The 22,456-nt window shown below is 75.0% G+C and carries 23 protein-coding genes and 1 pseudogene; 16 read left to right on the top strand and 8 right to left on the bottom strand.

Features of this window, described 5'->3' with window-relative positions; translation table 11 throughout:
• Positions 1-53 precede the first annotated feature (53 nt).
• The 4 genes and pseudogenes from OOK41_RS27790 to OOK41_RS27775 form a co-directional block, all read left to right on the top strand.
• Positions 54-665, top strand: a pseudogene (locus tag OOK41_RS27790) (DUF2064 domain-containing protein); the annotation flags it as partial.
• Between the two features lie 260 nt (positions 666-925).
• Complete coding sequence (locus OOK41_RS27785) at positions 926-1,660, top strand: methyltransferase domain-containing protein (protein ID WP_266268024.1); 735 nt, start codon at positions 926-928, stop codon at positions 1,658-1,660.
• Between the two features lie 92 nt (positions 1,661-1,752).
• Positions 1,753-2,289, top strand: a complete 537-nt coding sequence (locus OOK41_RS27780) for a DUF4396 domain-containing protein (RefSeq protein WP_266267242.1) — start codon at positions 1,753-1,755, stop codon at positions 2,287-2,289.
• A gap of 343 nt (positions 2,290-2,632) precedes the next feature.
• On the top strand, positions 2,633-3,295 hold the full coding sequence (locus OOK41_RS27775; RefSeq protein ID WP_266267241.1) for a GNAT family N-acetyltransferase: 663 nt from the start codon (positions 2,633-2,635) through the stop codon (positions 3,293-3,295).
• Between the two features lie 359 nt (positions 3,296-3,654).
• Here OOK41_RS27775 and OOK41_RS27770 read toward each other — a convergent pair whose 3' ends face one another.
• Positions 3,655-5,106, bottom strand: a complete 1,452-nt coding sequence (locus tag OOK41_RS27770; protein WP_266267239.1) for a glycoside hydrolase family 3 N-terminal domain-containing protein — start codon at positions 5,104-5,106, stop codon at positions 3,655-3,657.
• Between the two features lie 177 nt (positions 5,107-5,283).
• Here OOK41_RS27770 and OOK41_RS27765 point away from each other — a divergent pair, with 177 nt between their 5' ends.
• On the top strand, positions 5,284-6,453 hold the full coding sequence (locus OOK41_RS27765; RefSeq protein WP_117666082.1) for an ROK family transcriptional regulator: 1,170 nt from the start codon (positions 5,284-5,286) through the stop codon (positions 6,451-6,453).
• 77 nt (positions 6,454-6,530) lie between these two features.
• Here the strand turns inward: OOK41_RS27765 and OOK41_RS27760 are convergent, their stop codons facing one another.
• Together OOK41_RS27760 and OOK41_RS27755 are read right to left on the bottom strand one after the other, a co-directional pair.
• Positions 6,531-7,538: an ABC transporter permease gene (locus OOK41_RS27760; RefSeq protein ID WP_266267237.1), complete on the bottom strand. Its 1,008-nt coding sequence runs from the start codon at positions 7,536-7,538 to the stop codon at positions 6,531-6,533.
• Complete coding sequence (locus OOK41_RS27755; RefSeq protein WP_266267235.1) at positions 7,535-8,560, bottom strand: ABC transporter ATP-binding protein; 1,026 nt, start codon at positions 8,558-8,560, stop codon at positions 7,535-7,537. The genes OOK41_RS27760 and OOK41_RS27755 overlap by 4 nt, the downstream gene beginning before the upstream one ends.
• A gap of 128 nt (positions 8,561-8,688) precedes the next feature.
• Between OOK41_RS27755 and OOK41_RS27750 the strand changes: the two genes are divergently transcribed.
• Together OOK41_RS27750 and OOK41_RS27745 are read left to right on the top strand one after the other, a co-directional pair.
• Entirely contained in the window at positions 8,689-9,531 is an 843-nt protein-coding gene (locus OOK41_RS27750; protein WP_266267234.1) for an ABC transporter ATP-binding protein, read from the top strand.
• A 19-nt stretch (positions 9,532-9,550) separates the two neighbouring features.
• On the top strand, positions 9,551-10,450 hold the full coding sequence (locus tag OOK41_RS27745) for a ribokinase (RefSeq protein WP_266267233.1): 900 nt from the start codon (positions 9,551-9,553) through the stop codon (positions 10,448-10,450).
• 76 nt (positions 10,451-10,526) lie between these two features.
• On the opposite strand, the gene OOK41_RS27740 is transcribed toward OOK41_RS27745, so the two are convergent.
• Positions 10,527-11,009, bottom strand: a complete 483-nt coding sequence (locus OOK41_RS27740) for a DUF6232 family protein (protein ID WP_117666093.1) — start codon at positions 11,007-11,009, stop codon at positions 10,527-10,529.
• A 407-nt stretch (positions 11,010-11,416) separates the two neighbouring features.
• Positions 11,417-11,953 (bottom strand): DUF6232 family protein, encoded by a 537-nt coding sequence (locus OOK41_RS27735; protein WP_266267232.1) that lies wholly within the window; start codon positions 11,951-11,953, stop codon positions 11,417-11,419.
• A gap of 97 nt (positions 11,954-12,050) precedes the next feature.
• Here OOK41_RS27735 and OOK41_RS27730 point away from each other — a divergent pair, with 97 nt between their 5' ends.
• The 4 genes from OOK41_RS27730 (at position 12,051) to OOK41_RS27715 (ending at position 16,453) form a co-directional block, all read left to right on the top strand.
• Positions 12,051-12,824, top strand: a complete 774-nt coding sequence (locus OOK41_RS27730) for an enoyl-CoA hydratase-related protein (protein ID WP_117666097.1) — start codon at positions 12,051-12,053, stop codon at positions 12,822-12,824.
• 70 nt (positions 12,825-12,894) lie between these two features.
• Positions 12,895-14,517 (top strand): acetolactate synthase, encoded by a 1,623-nt coding sequence (locus OOK41_RS27725; protein WP_266267231.1) that lies wholly within the window; start codon positions 12,895-12,897, stop codon positions 14,515-14,517.
• A 149-nt stretch (positions 14,518-14,666) separates the two neighbouring features.
• Positions 14,667-15,641, top strand: a complete 975-nt coding sequence (locus OOK41_RS27720; RefSeq protein ID WP_117666101.1) for an ATP-binding cassette domain-containing protein — start codon at positions 14,667-14,669, stop codon at positions 15,639-15,641.
• Positions 15,638-16,453: an ABC transporter permease gene (locus OOK41_RS27715; protein WP_117666103.1), complete on the top strand. Its 816-nt coding sequence runs from the start codon at positions 15,638-15,640 to the stop codon at positions 16,451-16,453. Before OOK41_RS27720 ends, OOK41_RS27715 begins: the two co-directional genes overlap by 4 nt.
• A gap of 33 nt (positions 16,454-16,486) precedes the next feature.
• On the opposite strand, the gene OOK41_RS27710 is transcribed toward OOK41_RS27715, so the two are convergent.
• The 3 genes from OOK41_RS27710 to OOK41_RS27700 are packed head-to-tail and all read right to left on the bottom strand — an operon-like array spanning position 16,487 to position 17,617.
• Positions 16,487-16,900, bottom strand: coding sequence for a PLD nuclease N-terminal domain-containing protein (locus tag OOK41_RS27710; RefSeq protein ID WP_266267230.1), 414 nt, complete (start codon positions 16,898-16,900; stop codon positions 16,487-16,489).
• A 28-nt stretch (positions 16,901-16,928) separates the two neighbouring features.
• Entirely contained in the window at positions 16,929-17,228 is a 300-nt protein-coding gene (locus OOK41_RS27705; RefSeq protein WP_266267229.1) for a DUF202 domain-containing protein, read from the bottom strand.
• Positions 17,225-17,617, bottom strand: a complete 393-nt coding sequence (locus OOK41_RS27700) for a YidH family protein (protein ID WP_266267228.1) — start codon at positions 17,615-17,617, stop codon at positions 17,225-17,227. Before OOK41_RS27700 ends, OOK41_RS27705 begins: the two co-directional genes overlap by 4 nt.
• A 41-nt stretch (positions 17,618-17,658) precedes the next feature.
• Between OOK41_RS27700 and OOK41_RS27695 the strand changes: the two genes are divergently transcribed.
• The 5 genes from OOK41_RS27695 to OOK41_RS27675 all read left to right on the top strand — a co-directional run bounded on the left by OOK41_RS27695 (position 17,659) and on the right by OOK41_RS27675 (position 22,363).
• Positions 17,659-18,456, top strand: coding sequence for a GNAT family N-acetyltransferase (locus OOK41_RS27695; RefSeq protein ID WP_266267227.1), 798 nt, complete (start codon positions 17,659-17,661; stop codon positions 18,454-18,456).
• A 2-nt stretch (positions 18,457-18,458) separates the two neighbouring features.
• On the top strand, positions 18,459-18,866 hold the full coding sequence (locus tag OOK41_RS27690; protein ID WP_117666923.1) for a hypothetical protein: 408 nt from the start codon (positions 18,459-18,461) through the stop codon (positions 18,864-18,866).
• Between the two features lie 234 nt (positions 18,867-19,100).
• Positions 19,101-19,880 (top strand): electron transfer flavoprotein subunit beta/FixA family protein, encoded by a 780-nt coding sequence (locus OOK41_RS27685; RefSeq protein WP_117666113.1) that lies wholly within the window; start codon positions 19,101-19,103, stop codon positions 19,878-19,880.
• A gap of 11 nt (positions 19,881-19,891) precedes the next feature.
• Complete coding sequence (locus OOK41_RS27680; protein WP_266267226.1) at positions 19,892-20,851, top strand: electron transfer flavoprotein subunit alpha/FixB family protein; 960 nt, start codon at positions 19,892-19,894, stop codon at positions 20,849-20,851.
• 336 nt (positions 20,852-21,187) lie between these two features.
• Positions 21,188-22,363, top strand: a complete 1,176-nt coding sequence (locus OOK41_RS27675; protein WP_117666117.1) for a cysteine desulfurase family protein — start codon at positions 21,188-21,190, stop codon at positions 22,361-22,363.
• Positions 22,364-22,456 lie beyond the last annotated feature (93 nt).

Below are 22,456 nucleotides of genomic sequence, written 5' to 3'. Positions count from 1 at the left end.
GGCCCGCCGGAGCCCGACCCGGCCGTGGCCGTGGCCCCCGGGGGTGAGGCCCGGTGACCGTGCTGCTGGTGCTCGCAAAGGCCCCGGTGCCCGGCCGGGTGAAGACCCGGCTCTGCCCGCCGGCCGATCCCGCCGGCGCGGCCGAGGTGGCCGCGGCGGCGCTGCTGGACACCCTGGACGCGGTCCGCGCCGTGCCCGACGCCGTCCCCGTGCTGGCCCACGCCGGCCGGCTGGCCGGGGCGGTACGCGCGCCGCAGATCCGGGCCGCGCTGGCTGGCTGGCACCTGCTGCCGCAGCGCGGCGTCGGACTCGACGAGCGCCTCGCCCACGCGCACGCCGACGCCGGGGCGGCGTTCCCCGGCCGCCCGGTCCTCCAGATCGGCATGGACACCCCGCAGCTCGGCCCGGACCTGTTGGCCGCGGCAGCGTCCCGGCTGGTCGGGGCGGACGCCCCGGACGCCCTGCTCGGGCCCGCCACCGACGGCGGCTGGTGGGCGCTGGGCCTGCGCGACGCCGAGGCGGCGGCGGCCCTACGCGGCGTGCCGATGTCGACGCCGGACACCGGACGGCTGACCCGGGCGGCCCTGGTCGGGCGGGGACTGCGGGTCGCCCTGTTGCCCACCCGCTCCGACGTGGACGACTGGGCGACCGCGCTGGCCGTCGCCCGGGAGGCCGCCGAGAGCCGGTTCGCCCGCGCCGTCCGGCGGATCGCCGCCGGCCTGCCCCGGGTCGCCGGTCTGCCCCCGGTCGCCGACCTGTCACCAGTTCCCGGTCCGTCGCCGGCTCTCGGGGGCGGCGACGCGCGAGGGGTGCCCGACGCCGCCGAGTCCGGTGGGGTGGGGTCCGCCGGCGAACCTGGTCCCGCCGCGCCTTCCTCCCGGCGGCGACTCCGGGCGGGAGGTGCCCGGTGACCGGGCCGGCCGTGCTGTTCGGCGGGTTCGAGGAGGCGCTGGCCGAGCCGCCGGAGACCGACGGGTGGTGTCTGGTGACGGACGACGGCGCCCGGGTGCCGCTTTCGGTGCGCCGCTGGCACGGGCGGCCGGAGCCGGCGCTGGCGGCGGTGGTGGAGCACTGCGTCGGCCCCACCATCGACCTCGGCTGCGGACCGGGCCGGCTCGCGGCGGCGCTGACCGCACGCGGCCTGGTCGCCCTCGGTGTGGACGTCTCGGCGGCGGCGGTCCGGCTCGCCCGGGCCCGGGGCGCGGTCGCGCTGCGCCGTGACCTCTTCGGTCCGCTGCCCGGCGAGGGCCGCTGGGCGCACGCGCTGCTGGTCGACGGCAACCTGGGCATCGGCGGCGACCCGGTCCGTCTGCTGCGCCGCTGCGCCGGGCTGGTCCGTCCGGGGGGCAGCGCCCTGGTCGAGTTCGGCCCGCCGGGTTCCGGGCTGTGGCGCGGCGGGGCCCGGCTCACCTTCGGCCCGTCCGGTGGTTCCAGCCCGTCCGGTGGTTCCAGCACGTCCGGTGGGTCCAGGCCATCCGGTGGCACTGGCCCGCCGGCCGGTTCCGGCCTGTCCGATGATGCCAGGGCGGTTGGGCCACCCTTCCGCTGGGCGCGGGCCGGGGTGGAGCTGGCCCGGCCGCTGGCAGTGGCCGCCGGGCTGACGGTCGCGGCCGTGCTGCCGGCCGACGGCCGCTGGTTCGTCGAACTGGTCCGGCCGTGACCGGCCGTGGGCTGACCGACCGGCGCTCCGCTGATGCTGAATAGTGACGGACATCGCTTGGCATATACCCCTAGGGGTATGCGGTCGCCGGCATGGAGAACGCGAATCTCACCCGGCTTGCCGTCGCGGCCACCCTGCACTGCCTCACCGGCTGCGCCATCGGCGAGGTGCTCGGCATGGTCATCGGCACCGCCCTGGGCTGGTCGACCCTGCCGACCGTCCTGCTCGCCGTGGTCCTGGCCTTCCTCTTCGGGTACTCGCTGACCATCCGGCCGGTGCTGCGCTCGGGTGTGCCGCTGCGCCAGGCGGTCGGGGTGGCGCTGGCCGCCGACACGGTGAGCATCCTGGTCATGGAGGTGGTCGACAACGGCGTGGTGCTGGCCGTCCCCGGCGCCATGGAGGCCGGCCTGACCAGTTGGCTGTTCTGGGCCAGCCTGGTCGGGGCGCTGGCCGTGGCCTTCCTGGTCACCGTCCCGGTCAACCGGGCGCTGATCGCCCGGGGACGCGGCCACGCGGCCGTGCACCACTACCACCACGGCCCCGACCACGACCACCACGGCCCCGACCACCACGGCCGCGATTCCCGGACACCTGTCGACCACGCAGGCGTCGACCCCTCCGGCCACTGACCCCCGCCGACCGAACGCCGGCCGACCACTCCGACCATCGCCCGCCGCCCCGCCGCCCCGCCGCCCCGCCGCCCCGCCGCCCCGCCGCCCCGCCGCCCGCCGCCCGCCACCCAGCTCCTTTGGAGCTGATGTCGTGGGTGGATCGGTGCCAGGCAGCCGCGCCCCGCACCCTCCGGCCCCTCCCGGCTCCGGTGATCAAGGAGTTTGCGTCACGGAGGCGTTCCCCGTTGACGTAAACCTCTTGATCAACAGGTCGGGCTGCGCCGGGCGGGGCCGGGCCGGCGTACGGTGATCTTGTTGGGCCGGCGCGGGGTGCGGGCCGGCGGCGCGGAGGGGGTGACCGGTGCTCGACCGGCGGCTGTACCTGCACCTGGTGGCCTGGCTCGGGCAGTGGCCGGCCGGTCCCGGGCTGCACGTGGTCCGCTCGTACCGGCGTGCGCTGCCCGCCTGGGACGGCCGGCTTCGCCCGGCGATCGCGGTCGGCGACGGCCACGGCACGGTGCTCTCGGTGGCGCCCCGGCACGTCCCGGCGGTCCGGGCGCTGTCCGCAGGGTCGCGGCGGCGGCTGTTCGCCGGCCTGCCGGCCACCGTGGACCACCCAGGGTGGGTGTGCCACGAGGACGTGTTCCGGTGGACCCTGGCCCCCGCACCGCTGCCCGACGTGGGGGAGTGGATCGCACCGACCGAGCCGGGCCTGCCCCGCTGGTTGCGGCTGTTCGATCGTGACGTGCTCGTGGTGCGGGACGCCGACGGGCGGTACCTGGCCGGCGCGGCGATCAAGCGGCACGACGCGCACGGCCACGAGTTGGCGGTCGGCACCGTGCCTGCCGCCCGGGGGCGGGGACTGGCCCGCAGGCTGGTCGCCCGGGCCGCCCGGCGGGTGCTCGACGAGGGCGCGGTGCCGACGTACCGGCACGACCCGGCGAACGTCGCGTCGGCGCGGGTCGCGCAGGCCGCCGGTTTCCCGGACCGGGGCTGGCGGTCGTTCGGGGTCTACCCGCCGTGAACCGTTGACCGGGCCGGGCATTGGCCCGCCCTGGCCGTGGGTTCGGCCCGGCCCTGGATCGGCCGGGCTCGGCGCTCCGGACCGGCGCTGACGGCGCGCGGGGCGCACCGGCAGGGCGCGGACCGTGGATCCCGGGCCGGATCCACGGTCCGCAGCCTTCCCCCAGGTCCTTCCGTGGGACGACCGGTGGCTTCGACGGCCGCCGTCCCGCCCATGACGCTACGTATCGAGCATGGGTCGGGCAATAGGTGAACGGCGGGTCGACGGTGTCGTCTAGCGGACTTGACCTGCGGCGCAGCGATCCGGGCGGTTCTCCGGTGTTGGTGACACTGCGTGCGGGTCGTCGGTGCCCCGGCCGGTCAGCCGGCCAGGCCGAGCGCCTCGGCCGCGGCCCGTCCGTTGGCGTGGCTGGCCCCGTACGTGGTGACGAACGCCCGGGCGCCGGCCGGCCGCCACCGGCCCGGCCAGCCCATCTCGACCACGGTCACCGGGTGCGTGGCGGCCAGCGCGTCGACCAGGCCGGCGCCCCCGGGGAGCCGGTGCAGGTGCCGGCCCACCAGCACGATGGGCCGGGCCCCGGCGAGCCCGCGCAGGGACGCCGGGTCGGTCTCGGCGGCCACCACCCGCAGCTCCTCCAGCCCGGCCAGGTGCGGGCCGAGCCCCCACGGCACCCGCCCCTCGGCGATCGTGGACGCCGCGTGCAACTGCACCACCAGCGGCCGGTCCAGCCCGGTGACATCGCCCTCGACGCGGACGGCGCGCCGCGCGGCGGCGTACCCCAGGTTGGCAGGGGTGGGGGTCGGCGCGCTGGCGGCCCGGGTCCAGGCGGCGAGCGCCGCGGCCCGACCGGCGGCATCCTCGACCCGGGCCCGGTCCAGCCGGCCGTCACCGAGCGCGTCGACGATCTCGGCGACCACCCGCTCGACCAGTTCGGCGTCGACCCTGAAACCGATGCAGAGCAGGTCCGCCCCGGCGGCGAGCGCACGGACCGCGGCCGGGCCGATGCCCCCGGCGGCGAGTGCCGCGCCCTTCATCTCCAGCGCGTCGGTGATCACGGTCCCGGTGAAGCCGTACTCACGGCGCAGCAGGTCGACCAGGACCGCCCGGCTGAAGGTGGCGGGGTCGTCCCCGGTCAGCGCGGGTACCCGGATGTGCGCCGTCATGATCGACCGCACCCCGGCCTCGACGACCGCGGCGAACGGCGGCAGGTCCCGCTCGCGGAGGACGGCCGACGGCACGTCCACGGTCGGCAGCTCGTGATGGGAGTCGGCGATCGTCGCGCCGTGGCCGGGGAAGTGCTTGGCGCAGGCGGCGACGCCGGTCGACTGGAGGCCGGCGACGGCGGCGGCCGAGTGCACGGCCACCCGGGCCGGGTCGGCGCCGAACGAGCGGGTGCCGATCACCGGGTTCTCGTCGGCGGTGTTCACGTCCACGGTCGGCGCCAGGTCGACGGTGATCCCGAGCGCGGCCAGCTCGGCCCCGATGGCCGCGTACACCAGCTCGGTCAGCGCCGGGTCGTCGACCGCGCCGAGCGCGGCGTTGCCCGGGTACGGGCTGCCGGTGGCGTGGGCCAGCCGGGTGACGTCGCCACCCTCCTCGTCGATGGCGACCAGCACGTCGGGCCGGGCCGCGCGCAGCGCTGCCGTGCTCGCCGCGACCTGGGCGGTGTCGTGCACGTTCGTGCCGAACAGGGTGTGCCCGGCCAGCCCCTCGCCGACCAGGTCGACTGCCCAGCCCGGCGGGACGGGACCCGGGTACGCGGCGAGCAGGGTGCCCAGCGCGAGTCGGCGCAGTCCTGGATCGGTCCCCACGAGATTGTCCCCTTCCGGTGCCCCGAGGGCACGAACGTCGTGCGGGGCCGCCGGCGGGACCCTGGCGGCTGCCGGGTCGTCCGACCACCCCGTTTCCGGGCGGCCGTTACGCTACGGGCACCCGTCTGCAGGTCGGTTAGTGGTTAGCAAAGTTTACGGAAAACTAGAGGACGTGGCATGAGTGCGACTCGGCTGCCCGGCACCCCCCGCCTGTTACGGGCGCTCAACGATCGTGCGGCGCTGGAGCTGCTCCTCGAACGCGGGCCGCTGACCCGGGCCCGGATCGGCGAGCTGACCGGGCTGTCCAAGGTCACCGCGTCCCAGCTGGTCGAGCGGCTGGAGGGACGCGGGCTGGTCACCCGGGTCGGCGAGCAGGCCGGCGGGCGGGGCCCGAACGCCCAGCTCTACGCCGTCCGGCCCGGCAGCGCGTACGTGGTGGGGGTGGAGGTGGGCGCGGAGCGGGTGGTCGCGGCCTGCGCGGACATCACCGGCGCGGTGAGCGGTCGGGTGGAGCAGTCCACCGGGGACACCGACGACCCGGTTGGCGTGGTGCACAAGGCCGTCGTCCAGGCCGCGAGCAGCGCCGGGGCCGAACTGTCCAGCGTGCGCCGGGTGGTGCTGGGCACCCCCGGTCTGGTCGATCCGGGCACCGGTGACATCACCTTCGCGTTCAACCTGCCGCGCTGGCACCGGGGCCTGCTCGCCGCGCTGCGCGAGGACCTGGACACCCCGGTGGTCTTCGAGAACGACGTCAACCTGGCCGCCGTGGCCGAGGCGCAGTCCGGCGCGGCCCGAGAGCTGAGCGACTTCGTGCTGGTCTGGGTGGGCGCGGGCGTCGGCCTGGCGATCATGCTGGGCGGCCGGCTGCACCACGGCAGCAGCGGCGCGGCCGGCGAGATCGGCTACCTGCCGGTGCCCGGGGCGCCGATCCCGCGCGACGTGTCCCGGCGGGCCAAGCCGGCCTTCCAGCAGCTCGCCGGTGCCGACGCGGTGCTGGCGGTGGCCGGGGAGCACGGCTTCGTCGCCGACGACGCCGCCGGCGCGGTACGCGCGGCGGTCGAGGCCGACGCCGCCCCGGTGCTCGACGAGCTGGCCCGTCGGCTGGCGCTGGGCGTGGCGAGCACCTGCGTGGTGCTCGACCCGCCGCTGGTGGTGCTGGCGGGGGAGGTCGGGCAGGCCGGGGGCACGGCGCTGGCCGAGCGGGTGCAGCGCGAGGTGGCCGCGATAACCCTGGTCCGTCCCCGGGTGGTGCCGACCGGGCTGACCGAGGAGCCGATCCTGAACGGCGCGCTGCGCACCGCCCTCGACGCCGTGCGGGACGAGGTGTTCGGCAGCACCGTGGGCTGACCGCGCGTCCGTCACGCGGAGGAATTCTTCACCATTGCCCGGGGCGCTGCAACAAGTTGCCGCACCCCGGGCGCGGGTCAGATCAGGTCGCGGCGGCGGAACGCGGCGAACGCGGCCATCGTCAGCCCGCCGGTCAGCGCCAGCAGCACCGCCAGCCCGAGCCCCCAGCCGAGCTGGTAGCTGCCGTCGCAGTAGCCGGACACGCCCTGGCACATGGTGGCGTCGGCGAGCCGGGCCTCGCCGGTCAGCCAGGCGTCGAGGTAGGTGGAGAGCATCCAGTCCTCGCCCCGCGGGATGTTCACCACCTCCATGACCACCCGCAGGCCGAGTTCCCACACCACCGCGTACGCGGTCACCGCGCCGAGCGCCGCCGCCGTCCGCCGGCCGAGGGTGGCGATGGCGAAGCCGGCCGTCGCGGCGAACAGCACCAGCACCACCCCGCGCGCCCAGAGCAGCCCCAGCGACGGCCAGAAGTCCCCGTCGGTCACGCCGGGCATCCCGGCGGTCTGCCCCACCAGCCAGAACGCGCCCAGGTACGCCGCCGACGCCAGCACCGACACCACCGTCAGCGCGCCGAGCAGCGTGCCCAGCTTCGCGCCGAACACGGCGATCCGCCGGGGCCGCCAGATCAGCAGGTTGACCACCCCGCCGGTGGACAGGTCCGCCCCGATGTACGAGGCGCCGACCAGGAATCCGAACAGCACCAGGAAGAGGATCAGGAAGTACAGCAGCGGGCGGGCCTGGTTGGCGAAGTTGAACACCCCCTGGAGGTGGTCGGCGGCCACCGGCAGCCGGTCCCGCTGGGCAGAGTCGAACGCCGTGCAGTCGTCCGGGAAGCCGTCCGCCTCCTCCGGCGGCAGGGTGCCCCGCACGGCCGCCAGGCACCGCTGGTACGTGGCCTCCAGGGCCTGCCGCTCCTGGGCCGCCGCCTGCTGGGCCTCGGCGACCTCGGTGGGCGACGGCCGGTGCGAGCCGACCAGGGTGGTCACCGCGGTCACCGCGAACGCCAGCACCAGCAGCGCCAGCATGAGCTGGACGAAGCGGCGCACGGCCAGTCGCTCCAGCTCGGCCCGTACCAGGTTCACGCCCTCGCCCCCCTGGCGTCGTCGACGGTCACGTCGAGGTCGATGAGCCGGCCCTCGCCGGGACCGGCGGGCGCCGGCTCGTAGGCCGGTCCGGGCAGCTCGGGACGCTCCATCCCGTCGTTGGTCAGCTCCAGGAAGACGCTCTCCAGGTCGGGCCGCAGCGGCATCAGCTCGCGGACCCACAGCCCCTGCTCGCCGAGCAGCCGACTGATCTCGCCGGCGTCCGGCACCCCACCGACGACGAGGTGTCCGGGGTGCTCGTCCACCGGCAGCCCGGCCCGGCGCAGCAGCTCCGCCGCCCGCTCCTGCTCGGGCACCCCGACCCGCCACTCGTGCTGGTCGTGGCCGGCCAGCACGCCCTCCACCGGGCCCGCGGCCACCTGCCGTCCCCGGGAGATGATCGTCACGTGGTCGCAGATCAGCTGGATCTCGCCGAGGATGTGGCTGGACAGCAGCACGGTCACCCCGGCGTCGGCCAGGTCCCGCATCAGGTCCCGCATCTCCCGGATGCCCCCCGGGTCCAGCCCGTTCGCCGGCTCGTCCAGGATCAGCAGCTCCGGCTCCTTGAGCAGGGCCGAGGCCACCGCCAGCCGCTGCCGCATGCCCAGCGAGTAGCCCTTGACCTCGTCCTGGCCCCGACCGCGCAGCCCCACCTGCTCCAGCACCTCGTCCACCCGTCGGGTCGGCACCCCGCCGGCCAGGGCGAGCAGCCGCAGCGTGCGGTGCCCGGTGAAGTTGCCGAAGAACTGCGGCGTCTCCACGATCGCGCCGACCCGCCCGGCCACCGCCGCCGACCGGCGCGGCACCTCCTCGCCGAACAGCCGCATCCGGCCCGCGTCGGCCCGGACCAGCCCGAGCAGGGCGCGCAGCGTGGTGGTTTTGCCCGAGCCGTTCGGCCCCAGGAAGCCGTGGATCTCACCCCGCCCCACCAGCAGGTCGAAGCCGTCGACGGCGACCTGGCGGCTGCGGTACGGGCCGCGGAACGTCTTGCGCAGCCCCTCGATCTCGATGACGGCGCTCACCCGAGACGCTCCCAGCGGTATGGCATCTGCGTCCTCCCCCGTGCGGTGACCAACGCCACGGCGCCCCACCCTATGGCGTGGCCGCTGCCCGTGGGGGGCGGCGCGGCGGTGCGTGGTTGGATGGGCGGGTGACTGGTGACCTGATCCCCGGCGCCGTCGGCGTCGCCCCCGCCACCGCCCCCGTGGACGCGGATCTGGTGGTCAGCCTGGACGGTGTGGGCGTACGCCGGTCCGGCACCGCGCTGCTGCGCGACGTGGACTGGCGGGTCGAGCTGGACGAGCGCTGGGTCGTGCTGGGCCCCAACGGGGCCGGCAAGACGACGCTGCTGAGCCTGGCCGCCGGTCGGCTGCACCCGACCACCGGCACGGCGCACGTGCTCGGCGAGCGGATCGGCCGGACCGACGTCAACGAGCTGCGGATGCGGATCGGCCTGTCCACCGCGGCCCTCGCCGAGCGGGTGCCCGCCGAGGAGCGGGTCGCCGACGTGGTGGTCACCGCCGCCTGGTCGGTGGTCGGGCGCTGGCGGGAGAGCTACGACCGCACCGACGAGTCCCGGGCCCACGCCCTGCTCGGCCAGCTCGGCATCGGCCACCTCGCCGACCGGGCGTACGGCACCCTGTCGGAGGGGGAGCGCAAGCGGGTGCAGATCGCCCGGGCGCTGATGACCGATCCCGAGCTGCTGCTGCTGGACGAGCCCGCCGCCGGGCTCGACCTGGGCGGGCGTGAGGACCTGGTGGCCCGGCTGGCCGAGCTGGCGTACGACCCGGACGCTCCGGCCCTGGTCCTGGTCACCCACCACGTGGAGGAGATCCCGCCGGGTTTCACCCACGCCCTGTTGCTGCGCGAGGGCGGCGTGGTGGCCCAGGGGCTACTCACCCACACCCTGACCGCCGACAACCTCTCCAAGACCTTCGGCCTGCCCCTGACGGTCGACCGGGTCGGCGACCGCTGGACGGCCCGCGCCGCCTGAGCCGCGAGGAGTGCCGAGCGTGCAGCAGACCCGGGTGGTCGTGGTGGGCAGCGCCAACATGGACCTGGTCGCCACCGCGCCGGCCCTGCCGCGTCCCGGTGAGACGCTGCTCGGCAGCGACTTCGTGATGGTCCCGGGCGGCAAGGGCGCCAACCAGGCCGTCGCCGCCGTGCGGGCCGGCGCGTCCTGTGCGTTCCTCGGCGCGATCGGCTCCGACGCGTTCGGGGTCACCCTCAAGGCCCGGATCACCGCGGCCGGCGTCGACACCGGTCAGCTCCGGGTCGTGTACGGGGCGTCCGGCGTAGCCCTGGTCATGGTCAGCGCCGACGGCGAGAACGCGATCCTGGTCACCCCGGGGGCGAACGCCGCGTTCACCGGTCTCACCGAGGGCGAGCTGGCCGCCGTGCGTGCGGCGGACGTGCTGGTCGCCCAACTGGAGATCCCGGTCGCGACGGTGACCGAGGCGGCGCTGGCCGCCCGCGCCGCCGGCACCCGGGTGATCCTCAACGCGGCGCCGGCCCGGCGGGTGCCGGACGAGCTGCTCGCCGCCGTCGACCTGCTCGTGGTCAACGAGAACGAGGCGCTGGCGCTGACCGGGCACGGCCGGGACGACCTGGGCGCGCTGCTGGCGCTCGTGCCCCGGGCGGTGCTGACCCTCGGCGGGGACGGCGCCTGGTACGTCGAGCGGGACGCAGAGGCCGTGTACGTGCCGGCGGTGCGGGTCGACGTGGTCGACTCGACGGCCGCCGGGGACGCGTTCACCGCCGCGCTCGCGGTGGCCTGGGGCGAGGGGCGGGACCTGCTGGCCGCGGTGCGCTGGGCGGCGGCGGCCGGCGCGGCCTGCGCGCGGCGGCTGGGCGCGTCCGTGGCGCTGCCCCGGCGAACCGAGATCGACCAGCTCTACGCCCCACCGTCCTGAGCGGCGTCGTCGGTCAGCTTCTCGCCCCGACGGCGGAGCATGCCCAGGCCGGGGATTCCGGCGCCTCGACCTCCGGTCACCGGTGCTCCCCCTGCTGCTCGACGGCGCGCTGCACGGCGCGGTAGATCTGCCCGAACCGCAGCGCGTCGGGCGTGCGCAGCAGCATCACCTCCTGGCCGTGGTGCTGCACCCACAGCTCGTGCACCCGGTTGCCCCGCTCGTAGGACCGGTCCAGCCAGCCGAGCGGCACCTCCAGGAACGGGGTCAGCGCCAGCGCCCCTACCGCGCAGCCGGCGAGGATGATCAGGGCCAGTGTCCAGTTGCCCCGGTCCTGCGCCGACCAGGCGAGCGAGACCACGCAGACCAGTGCCACCAGCGGCGGCAGCGACAGCAGCAGCACCAGCACGCCCCGGCCGACGACCCGGCCCCGCACGGCGAGCGTGGTCCGCCCGCGCGCGTGCCAGACGTACGTGACGTCGGCGATCGGGATGGAGTGGCCGCCCGCCCGGATCGACTCGGAGGTCACCTGCACCGCGTCGTCCCGGTAATAGAGGGTCATCACTAAGGCTAACCGGCCGCCGGGCTTCTCCGCCCGCTGCGGCCTCGATGTCTCCGAAGGTGGACGGTTGGTCGGGGTCCCCTTTGGAGTTGAATCGTCTGCGACATCACGGGCCTGGATTCGCCGGCTCGGGGTCGTCCGCTCGGTCTGGGGCGTCCAGCTAGCTCCGATCCATCGGCGACATCAGCTCCACAGCGACGGGAATGGGGCCGACCGCCGGCCCCCGGTGGGGCTGCGGAGGGCCCAGAGACCTGCGGCCAGGTTGGCCCGGGCGGGGCCGTCGGTCCGATTGGCCCGGGCGGGGCCGTCGGTCCGATTGGCCCGGGCGGGGCCGGCGGTCCGATTGGCCCGGGCGGGGCCGGCGGTCCGGTTGGCCCGGGCGGGGCCGGCGCTCGCGCAGGAGGCGGTCAGCCGGGCCGGCGTCTCGTGGGGGTGCCCGACGAATAGTTGCCCGACGGGCCGGTCGGCTTCTGGGCCGGGTGGGCCGGGGCCGGCCCGGCCTCCACCGCCCGCTGCACGGCCCGGTAGATCTGCCCGAAGCGCAGCGCGTCGCGGGTGCTCAGCAGCAGCACCGGGTGGTCCCCCCACCGGACCCACAGCTCGAGCTGCCGGCTGCCCCGGGCGTACGAGCGGTCCAGGTGCTCGAAGAGAAAGTCGGCGACCGGCCCGACGGCGAGCCCGACCAGCACCGATGCCCCCACGATGGCGATCGTCACGGTCAGCGAGCGGTGCAGCCACAGTGCCAGCGCCACCCCCAGTGCGGCGGCGACGAGCGGCCCAGCGAGCGCGGCGCCGATCGCGCCCCGGCCGGCGAGCACCCGCCAGGACCGGCTGCCCCGCAGGTGCCAGACCATGCTGATCTCGGCCAGCGGGTACGACCGGCCGTCCACCCGGACCGCGGCGGAGGTGACCTGCACCGACCTGTCGTCGAAGTACGTGACCATGGCGGACTCCCGGTGGTGGGGCGGACACCAGACTACGTGGCCCAACGATCCGGGCCGTAAGGTTGGCACGCGACTTCGACGAGGAAGTGAGGGCAGCGTGAGCGAGTTCGTGCGGCTGGAGACCAGGGACGGCATCGGCACCATCCGGCTGGACCGGCCGCCGATGAACGCGCTGAACAAGCAGGTCCAGGAGGAGTTGCGCGCCGCCGCGGCCGAGGCCGCCGGCGACCCCGGGGTCCGCGCCGTCATCGTGTACGGCGGGGAGAAGGTCTTCGCCGCCGGCGCGGACATCAAGGAGATGGCCGACATGTCCTACGTGGACATGGCGGAGCGGGCCGCGGGCCTGTCCAGCGCGCTCGGCGAGTTCGCCCGGATCCCCAAGCCGGTGGTCGCCGCGATCACCGGGTACGCCCTCGGCGGTGGCTGCGAGCTGGCCCTGGCCTGCGACTGGCGGGTGGTGGCCGAGGACGCCAAGCTCGGCCAGCCGGAGATCAAGCTCGGCATCATCCCCGGCGCGGGCGGCACCCAGCGGCTCGCCCGGCTCGTCGGGCCGGCGCGGGCCAAGGACCTGATCATGTCGGGCCGGATGGTGGACGCCCAGGAGGCGCTGCGGATCGGCCTGGCCGACCGGGTGGTCCCGGCCGCCGAGGTGTACACCGCCGCCGTCGAGCTGGTGAAGCCGTACCTGACCGGGCCGGTGCAGGCGCTGCGCGCGGCGAAGCTCGCGGTCGACGGCGGCCTGGACATGGACCTCACCTCCGGCCTGGCCTGGGAGAGTCAGCTCTTCGCGGCGCTGTTCGCCACCGACGACCGCAGCGAGGGGATGGCCGCGTTCGTGGCGAAGCGCAAGCCGGACTTCACCGGCCGCTGACCCGAGGGCGGTTCACATTCCGTCTACCGGCCAGTAGCGTGTGACTCCGGCCATGGACGAGGGAGCGGCGATGACGGAGCGGGTCGAAGGTCACGGCGGGGAGTTGGCGCTCGCGGCGCTGCGCGCGCACGGCGTACGGGAGATGTTCACCCTCTCCGGCGGGCACGTCTTCCCGCTCTACGACGCGGCCCACAAGTCCGGATTCCCGCTCTACGACGTCCGGCACGAGCAGTCGGCGGTCTTCGCGGCGGAGGCGGTGGCCAAGCTCAACCGCCGCCCCGGCCTCGCCGTGCTCACCGCCGGCCCCGGCGTCACCAACGGCGTCTCGGGGCTGACCAGCGCGTTCTTCAACGCCTCGCCGGTGCTGGTGCTCGGGGGCCGGGCCCCGCAGTTCCGCTGGGGCTCCGGCAGCCTCCAGGAGATGGACCACCTGCCCCTGGTCGCCCCGGTCACCAAGCACGCCGCGACGGTGTTCAGCGCCGACGACATCCCGGGTGCGGTCAGCGCGGCGCTGACCACCGCGCTCACCCCGCACCGGGGCCCGGTCTTCCTGGACTTCCCCCTCGAAGCGGTGTTCTCCGTCGGCGACGCCGAGCTGCCCGAGGTCGCCCCGCCCGCGCCGGTCGAGGCCGACCCGGCGGAGGTGGCGCGGGCCGCCGGGCTGATCGCCGCCGCCCGCCGTCCGGTGATCATCGCCGGCTCCGACGTGTACGCCGGGGACGCCGTCGACGCCCTGCGGGCCGCCGCCGAGGCGTTGCAGGTGCCCGTCTTCACCAACGGCATGGGCCGGGGCGCCCTGCCGCCGAGCCACCCGCTCGCCTTCGCCAAGGCCCGCCGGGTCGCCCTGCGCAACGCCGACGTGGTGGTCGTGGTCGGCACCCCGCTGGACTTCCGGCTGGCCTTCGGCGACTTCGGCGACGCGCAGGTGGTGCACGTGGTGGACGCGCCCAGCCAGCGCGCCACCCACGTCCAGCCGGCCGCCTCGCCCGCCGGCGACCTGCGGCTGGTCCTCACCGCGTTCGCCGACCACCCCGGCGACCGGGCCGACCACGCCGACTGGGTCGCCGAGCTGCGGGTCGCCGAGGACGCCGCGAAGGCCCGCGACGCCGAGGAGATGGCCGCCGAGACCGACCCGATCCGCCCGGCCCGGGTCTACGGCGAGCTGCGCCGGGTCCTCGCCCCGGACGCCATCACCATCGGCGACGGCGGCGACTTCGTCTCGTACGCGGGGAAGTACCTGGAGCCGGCCCAGCCCGGCACCTGGCTTGACCCCGGTCCGTACGGCTGCCTCGGCACCGGCATGGGCTACGCCATGGGGGCCCGGGTCAGCCACCCGGACCGGCAGGTCTGCGTGCTGATGGGCGACGGCGCGGCCGGGTTCTCGCTGATGGACGTGGAGTCGCTGGTCCGCCAGCAGCTTCCGGTGGTGATCGTGGTCGGCAACAACGGCATCTGGGGCCTGGAGAAGCACCCGATGCGCGCCATGTACGGCTACGACGTCGCCGCCGACCTCCAGCCCGGACTGCGCTACGACAGGGTGGTCGAGGCCCTCGGCGGCGCGGGGGAGACGGTCGAGAAGGCCGGCGACCTCGCCCCCGCCCTGGAGCGGGCCTTCGCCTCCGGCGTGCCGTACCTGGTCAACGTGCTCACCGACCCGGCCGACGCCTACCCTCGCTCCTCGAACCTGGCCTGACCGGCGCTGTTCAGCCCCGGCGGATCTGCCGGGGGGATAAATCAGCGGAATCTCAGCGCCCGTCGTCGTAACGTCAGCCGCGGCTCGGCCGTTTGTCAGTGCCGTCGGCCATGGTGGCGTGACCAGCGAAAGACGACGGGAGCTTTTCCATGACGTACGCGATCCGGGCGGAGGGTCTGGTGCGGCGCTTCGGCGCCACCACGGCCCTTGCCGGAGTCGACCTCGCGGTCCCCACCGGGACCGTGTTCGGGCTGCTGGGGCCGAACGGCGCCGGGAAGACCACCACCGTGCGGGTGCTGGCCACCCTGCTCGCCGCCGACGAGGGCCACGCCTCCGTCGGCGGGTACGACGTCCGCCGTGACGCCCACCGGGTCCGTCAGCTCATCGGCCTCACCGGCCAGTACGCCTCGGTCGACGAGGCCCTCACCGGCACCGAGAACCTGCTGCTGATCGGGCGGCTGCTCGGGCAGAGCCGGGCCGACGCCCGGGCCCGGGCCCGCGAGCTGCTGGCCCGGTTCCAGCTCACCGACGCCGCCGACCGGGCAGCGAAGACCTACTCCGGCGGGATGCGCCGCCGCCTGGACCTGGCCGCCAGCCTGGTCGGCCGGCCGCAGGTGCTCTTCCTCGACGAGCCGACCACCGGGCTGGACCCGCGCAGCCGCAACGAGCTGTGGGACACGGTCCGCGACCTGGTCACCGACGGGGTGACCGTGCTGCTGACCACGCAGTACCTGGAGGAGGCCGACCAGTTGGCCAGCGAGATCGCCGTGGTCGACCACGGCCGGGTGATCGCCCAGGGCACCCCGGAGGAGTTGAAGGCCAAGACCGGCGGCCAGGTGCTCACGGTCCGCCCGGCGGACCCGGCCGACCTGGCGACCGTGGTGGCCATCGCCGGCGAGGTCGCCGCCGCCACCCCCGAGGTCGCCCACACCACCGTCACCGTCCCCGTGAACGACACCGGGGTGCTGCCCGCCGTGGTCCGCCGCCTCGACGCCGCCGAGGTCGCAGTGGCCGAGCTGGCCCTGCGCGGCTCCAGCCTCGACGAGGTCTTCCTCTCCCTCACCGGCCACCGCGCCGAGTCCGACGCCCCCACCGGGGCCGACCTGGAAAGGACGCCGGCATGAGCGCCGCCACCGTCACCGCCGACACCCCGCTGGCCCCGGCCCGCCGGCTCGGCGTCGCCGCCGGGCTGCGGCACACCCTCACCCTGGCCTGGCGCAGCCTGGTGCAGATCAAGCACAACCCGATGGAGCTGCTCGACCTGAGCATCCAGCCGGTGATGTTCGTGCTGCTGTTCACGTACGTCTTCGGCACCGCGATCTCCGGCTCGCCGGGGGAGTACCTGACGTTCGCGCTGCCCGGCATCATCGTGCAGAACGCCCTGTTCGCCACCATGACCACCGGGTTCGGGCTGAACACCGACCTCACCAAGGGCGTGTTCGACCGGCTGCGCGCCCTGCCGATCGCCCGCTGGTCCCCGCTGGCCGGGCGGATCCTCGCCGACACGGTCAAGCAGGCATGGTCGGTCTCCCTGCTGATCGGGGTCGGCGCGGTCCTCGGCTTCCGGCTGGGCAACGGGCTGCTCGGGTTGCTCGGGGCGTTCGTCCTGCTGCTCGGCTTCTCGCTGGCCGCCGCGTGGATCTCCGTCCTGGTCGGGGTGCTGGTCAGCGAGCCGGACAAGGTGCAGATCTTCGGCTTCATGGTGATCTTCCCGCTCACCTTCACCAGCAACGTCTTCGTCCCGACGGACCGGATGCCGGGCTGGCTCCAGCACTGGGTCGAGGTCAACCCGGTGACCATCCTGGCCGACGCCCTGCGCGGCATGCTGGTCGGCGGCCCGGTGGCCGGCCCGGCCGCCCTGTCGATGCTCTGGGCCGTCGCCCTCGCCGCCGTCTTCGCGCCGCTGGCGGTCCGGGCGCTCAGGCGCCGAGTGTAGGCCGGGGCACCCGCCCCGGCGGAGGGCGCCGCGTCAGGCCCCCGGCCGGTCGTCCTCCCGGGGCGGGTCGCCCTCCTTGCGGCGCAGGTCGTCCTCGCGCCGGCGCAGGTCCTCCTCCCAGCGGCGGAACAGCTCCCGGTCCTGCTCGCGGGAGCGCTCGGCGAGGGAGCTGAGGAACTCCGGGTCGTCGTCCGGGGCGACGGGCCGGCGGCGCTCGGCGGGAGGGCGGCCGAGCGGCCCGGCCCCCCGGGGGCGCCCAGCGGCGGGCTCCCGGCCCGCGACGAACCAGGCGATCGAGCCGACCAGCGGGAAGATCAGGATGACCAGCACCCAGGCGATCCGGGGCAGGCCGCGGACCTGGCCCTCCTCGGCGGAGAGACAGCTGATCAGCGCGCAGACCGCGAGGACGATCTGGACCAGGAAGAGTAGGACGTACAGCCGGGCCATCCACCCATCATGGCGCACCCGCGCCCGATCACCACAGCCCGCGTACCGCCAGCAGCACCCCCAGCGTGGCCTGCCCGACGGCGGCGAGGGCGACCACGGGCATGGTCCGCGACGTGCCGTGCACCGGTCCCGAGCCGACGGCCCGCCTCCAGCAGAGGGCCAGCGTCGCCGCCCAGCCGGCGATCGCCACGCCGGCCAGCACCGCCCCGGCCGCGTCCCCGGTGAGGGCCAACCGGACGGTCAGCACGGTGACCACGGTGAGCGCGAGCAGGGTGCGCCGCCAGGCCAGCCGGGTCCGTTCGGGTTGCAGCCCCGGGTCCCCGGTCACCGGCCGCCGACCGCCCGGGCGAGCACGGCCACCACCAGCAGCAGCGCGCCCAGCCCCACGGCGAGGGCGAGGACGGCGGGGAAGCGGGACGCCGGCAGTTCCTCGCCGAGCCGGATGGCCCGCTCGGTGCGGGCCCAGTGGTCCACGGCCCGCACCGCCACCGTCCCGCCGAGCAGCAACAGCGCGACGGCGATCGCCTCGCGCAGGTGCGCCAGCGGCAGCGGCGGCAGGAACTGGGCGGCGGCCAGCCCGCCGGCGACCAGCGCCAGCCCGGTGCGCAGCCAGGCCAGGAACGTCCGCTCGTTGGCCAGGGAGAACCGGTAGTCGGGCCTGCTGCCCACCGACCTCAACTCCCGCGGGTCGAACCACCGCCGCACCGTCTCCCACACGAAGCCGATTATCCGCTGTGCCCCGGGCTTAGCCTGGACCGGTGACGGATCTTGACGTGATGACGCTGCGCGAGGCGTACGACAACCAGCTGAGGGCCTCGGTGCCGGACCCGCTGCCGGCCGGGGTGACCGTGGAGCGGGACGGGCCGCTGGTCCGCATCCTCGGCCTGGACCACGGGGGTTTCCTCAGCTACCGGGACCTGGGCGGCCTGACCGGGGCGGCGCTGGACGAGCTGATCGCCCGGCAGGTGGAGGTCTTCCGGACCCGGGGCGAGCCGGTGGAGTGGAAGCTGCACGGCCACGACGAGCCGGCCGACCTGCCCGACCGGCTGCGGGCCGCCGGGTTCGTCCCGGAGGAGCGGGAAACCGTCGTGATCGGCCCGGTCGCGCCGCTGGCCGCCGCCCTCCCGGTGGTCCCCGAGGGGATACGCCTGCGCGAGGTGACCGCCCGCGCCGACCTGGACCGGATCGTGGTCATGGAGGAGGAGGTCTGGGGCGGCGGCCGGGGCCACCTCGCCGACGGGCTGGAGCGGGAGATCGCCACCGACCCGCAGTCGATCACGGTGGTGGTCGCCGAGGCGGGGGAGACCGTGGTCAGCGCCGGCTGGGTGCGCTACGTCCCCGGCACCGGCTTCGCCACGCTCTGGGGCGGCTCGACGCTTCAGGGTTGGCGCCGCCGGGGCGTCTACCGGGCGCTGGTCAGTCACCGGGCGCGGCTGGCCGCCCAGCGGGGCCGCACCCTGCTCCAGGTGGACGCCTCCGACGACAGCCGGCCGATCCTGGAGCGGCTCGGCCTCGTCCCGGTCACCACCACCACGCCCTACATCTACACTCCGTGACCATGGAGCAGCGACTGACGGACGACGAGCGACTCACCCTGAAGACCGGCGCGTTCGGCGCGGTCTTCCTGGTCTCGAACGCCGATCCGGGCATGCTCGCGTTGCTGCGGGAGAGCTTCGCCGCGTCCGGGGCGATGGCGCAGGCGAGCGGCCCGGTGAAGGAGGCGCTCACCACCGGCCCGCTGCCGACGTTGCCCCGGGACTCGGCCCTGGAGGTCGAGTCGGTGGTGCTGCCGGCGCTCGGTCGGGCGGTGCAGATCCTGCGGGAGAAGTCCCCGGGGGACGTGGCCGGCTACCAGGCGCTGGTGCTCGCCGCCGCCGACCGGGTGGCCCGGGCGCACCGGGGCGTGGTGCCGGCCGAGACGGCGGCGATCGACAAGATCAGGGCAGCACTGGCCGAACCGGCCTGACCTGCGCCGTGCCCGGCCCCGCCGGGCCGCGGGCCGGTGCGCCGACCCGGGTCCGTGGCGTGCGGTGAGCTGTGTCACTCCGAGGTTCCCGAGAGTCTATGCTACTTGTGGGTAACATTGCTCGTGGGCAATTGCACAGCAGCCTGCGGTTGACCGGGCGTCAACGGACGCGCGAGGCTGCGCCCGAGACCGGGTGAGCATGGCAACACCAACAGGAGGGGTCGTCGAAGCGCGATGAACATCGTCGTACTCGTCAAGCAGGTGCCCGATTCGGGCGCGGACCGCAACCTGCGTTCTGACGACAACACCGTCGACCGCGGTTCGGCGAACAACGTCATCAACGAGATGGACGAGTACGCCATCGAGGAGGCGTTGAAGATCAAGGAGGCGCACGGCGGTGAGGTCACCATCCTGACCATGGGTCCGGACCGGGCGACCGAGTCGATCCGCAAGGCGCTGTCCATGGGGCCGGACAAGGCGGTGCACGTCGTCGACGACGCCCTGCACGGTTCCTGTGCCGTGGCCACCTCGAAGGTGCTCGCCGCGGCGCTCGGTCGGCTGGGCGCCGACCTGGTGATCTGTGGGGCCGAGTCGACCGACGGCCGGGTGCAGGTGATGCCGCACATGATCGCGGAGCGCCTCGGCGTCGCCGCGCTGACCGGCGCGCGCAAGCTCACCGTCGACGGCTCGACCCTGACCGTCGAGCGGCAGACCGAGGAGGGCTACGAGGTGGTCGCCGCCTCGACCCCGGCCGTGGTCTCCGTGTGGGACACCATCAACGAGCCGCGCTACCCGTCGTTCAAGGGCATCATGGCCGCCAAGAAGAAGCCGGTGCAGACGCTCGCCCTGGCCGATCTCGGTGTGGCCCCCGCCGAGGTGGGCTTCGACGGTGCCACCAGCGTCGTGCTGGAGCACAGCAAGCGTCCGCCGCGCTCGGGCGGCGCGAAGGTCACCGACGAGGGCGACGGCGGCGTCAAGCTGGTCGAGTTCCTCGCCACCGAGAAGTTCGTGTGAGGGGTCTGGACATGTCTGAGGTTCTCGTCGTCGTCGAAGCCACCCGGGAGTTCGGCGTCAAGAAGGTCACCCTGGAGATGCTCACCCTCGCCCGCGAGCTGGGCACGCCGAGCGCGGTCGTGCTCGGCGGGCCCGGTGCCGCCGAGGCGCTGAGCGCGAAGCTGGGCGAGTACGGCGCGGAGAAGATCTACGCCGCCGAGAGCGAGGAGATCGACGGCTACCTGGTGGCCCCCAAGGCCACCGTGCTGGCCGAGCTGGTCAAGCGGGTGCAGCCCGCCGCCGTGCTGCTCGCCTCCGCCCAGGAGGGTAAGGAGATCGCCGCCCGGCTGGCGGTCAGGCTGGACAACGGCATCCTGACCGACGTGGTCGGCCTGGCCGCCGACGGTACCGCCACCCAGGTCGCGTTCGCCGGCTCGGCCATCGTGAAGTCGAAGGTCACCAAGGGCCTGCCGCTGGTCACCGTCCGGCCGAACTCGGTCACCCCGGTGCCGGCCGCCGCCACCCCGGCCGTCGAGCAGCTCAGCGTGTCGGTCACCGACACCGACAAACTGGCCAGGGTCGTCGACCGGGTCGCCGAGCAGAAGGGCTCGCGTCCGGAGCTGACCGAGGCCGGCGTGGTCGTCTCCGGTGGTCGCGGCGTCGGCAACGCCGACAACTTCAAGCTGGTCGAGGAGCTGGCCGACCTGCTCGGTGGTGCCGTCGGCGCGTCCCGCGCGGCCGTCGACTCGGGCTTCTACCCGCACCAGTTCCAGGTGGGACAGACCGGTAAGACGGTCTCCCCGCAGCTCTACGTCGCGCTGGGCATCTCCGGGGCGATCCAGCACCGGGCCGGCATGCAGACCTCGAAGACGATCGTCGCCGTGAACAAGGACGGCGAGGCCCCGATCTTCGAGCTGGCCGACTTCGGCGTCGTCGGCGACCTGTTCAAGGTCGTCCCGCAGGCAGCCGAGGAGATCCGCAAGCGCAAGTGAACGACGGCCCGGGGGGACCCGGGTGCGGACAGGGGCCACCCGGATCGGGTGGCCCCTTTCGCGTGCCGCCGCAAGGGAGCTGATCGGCGGGCCGGGGAGCTGAGCCGGCCCGCCGATCAGCCCGTCAGGGTGCCCCCCAGCAGGCTGTCGCCGCAGTGGGCGCTCCGGATCGATGTGCCCGACCTCGTAGTACCCGGGAATCTCCGGGAGATTCGCCACATGTAGGTGCAGTTGCCCGTCGGTGCAGGCCCGCCCGCCCCGGTCTCTGCCCGTGCCTGGGCGGGGTTGCCCTCCGGGGTCGGGCCGCCGATGCCCCGGTCAGTAGGCTGAACGGTGATGGCATACCTGGATCACGCCGCGACGACGCCAATGCTCGACGAGGCACTGGCGGCGTACCTGGCCGCAGCCCGCGAGGTCGGCAACGCGTCGGCACTGCACGCGGCCGGCCGGCGTGCCCGGCGTCGGGTGGAGGAGTCCCGCGAGCGGGTGGCCGCCGCGCTGGGTGCCCGCCCGTCCGAGGTGATCTTCACCGGCGGCGGCACGGAGAGCGACAACCTGGCGGTCAAGGGCATCTTCTGGGCCCGTCGGTCGGCGTCCCCGGGCCGGCGGCGGGTGGTCTCCAGCGCCGTCGAGCACCACGCCGTGCTCGACGCGGTCGACTGGCTGGTCGACCACGAGGGAGCCGAGGTGGGCTGGCTGCCGGTGGACGCCGCCGGTCGGCTCGCCCCGGAGGCGCTGCGCGCCGAGTTGGCCGCGCACGGCGACGGGGTCGCCGTGGTCACCGCGATGTGGGCCAACAACGAGGTGGGCACCCTCCAGCCGGTCGCCGCGCTGGCCGCCGTCGCCGCCGAGTACGGCGTGCCGTTCCACACCGACGCGATCCAGGCCGTCGGCCAGGTGCCGGTGGACTTCGCGGCCAGCGGCGTCTCCGCGCTCACCGTCACCGGGCACAAGCTGGGCGGCCCCGCGGGCGTCGGCGCGCTGCTGCTCGCCCGGGACGTCGCGGCCACCCCGCTGCTGCACGGCGGCGGGCAGGAGCGCGACGTCCGCTCCGGCACGCTGGACACCGCCGGCATCGTGGCCTTCGCGGTCGCGGTGGAGGCGGCCGTGAAGGGCCAGCAGGAGTACGCGGCCCGGGTGGCCGCCCTCCGCGACGACCTGGTGGAGCGGGTCCGGTACGCCGTCCCCGAGGTGGTCTTCAACGGCGACCCGGCCGACCGGCTCCCGGGCAACGCGCACTTCTCCTTCCCCGGCTGCGAGGGCGACGCCCTGCTCCTGCTGCTCGACGCCCAGGGCATCGCCTGCTCCACGGGCTCGGCCTGCTCGGCCGGCGTGGCCCAGCCCTCGCACGTGCTGATCGCGATGGGCGCCGACGACGACCGCGCCCGTTCCTCACTCCGCTTCACCCTCGGCCACACCAGCACCCAGGCCGACATCGACGCCCTGGTGACGGCCCTCCCGGCCGCAGTCGACCGCGCCCGCCGCGCCGCCGCCCTCCGCACCCCCCGTTAACCCCCACCCCACCCCACCCCACCCCACCCCCACCCCGTCGATCATGGACGCGTGGTGCCCGGTTCGACATCATGCGCGTCATCCGTCCCCCCG

Source organism: Micromonospora sp. NBC_01655 (assembly GCF_026339755.1).
In the GTDB taxonomy this organism is placed as follows: domain Bacteria; phylum Actinomycetota; class Actinomycetes; order Mycobacteriales; family Micromonosporaceae; genus Micromonospora.
Note: the sequence above shows the minus strand (reverse complement) of the source record. Positions and strands in the feature narration are given on the sequence as shown.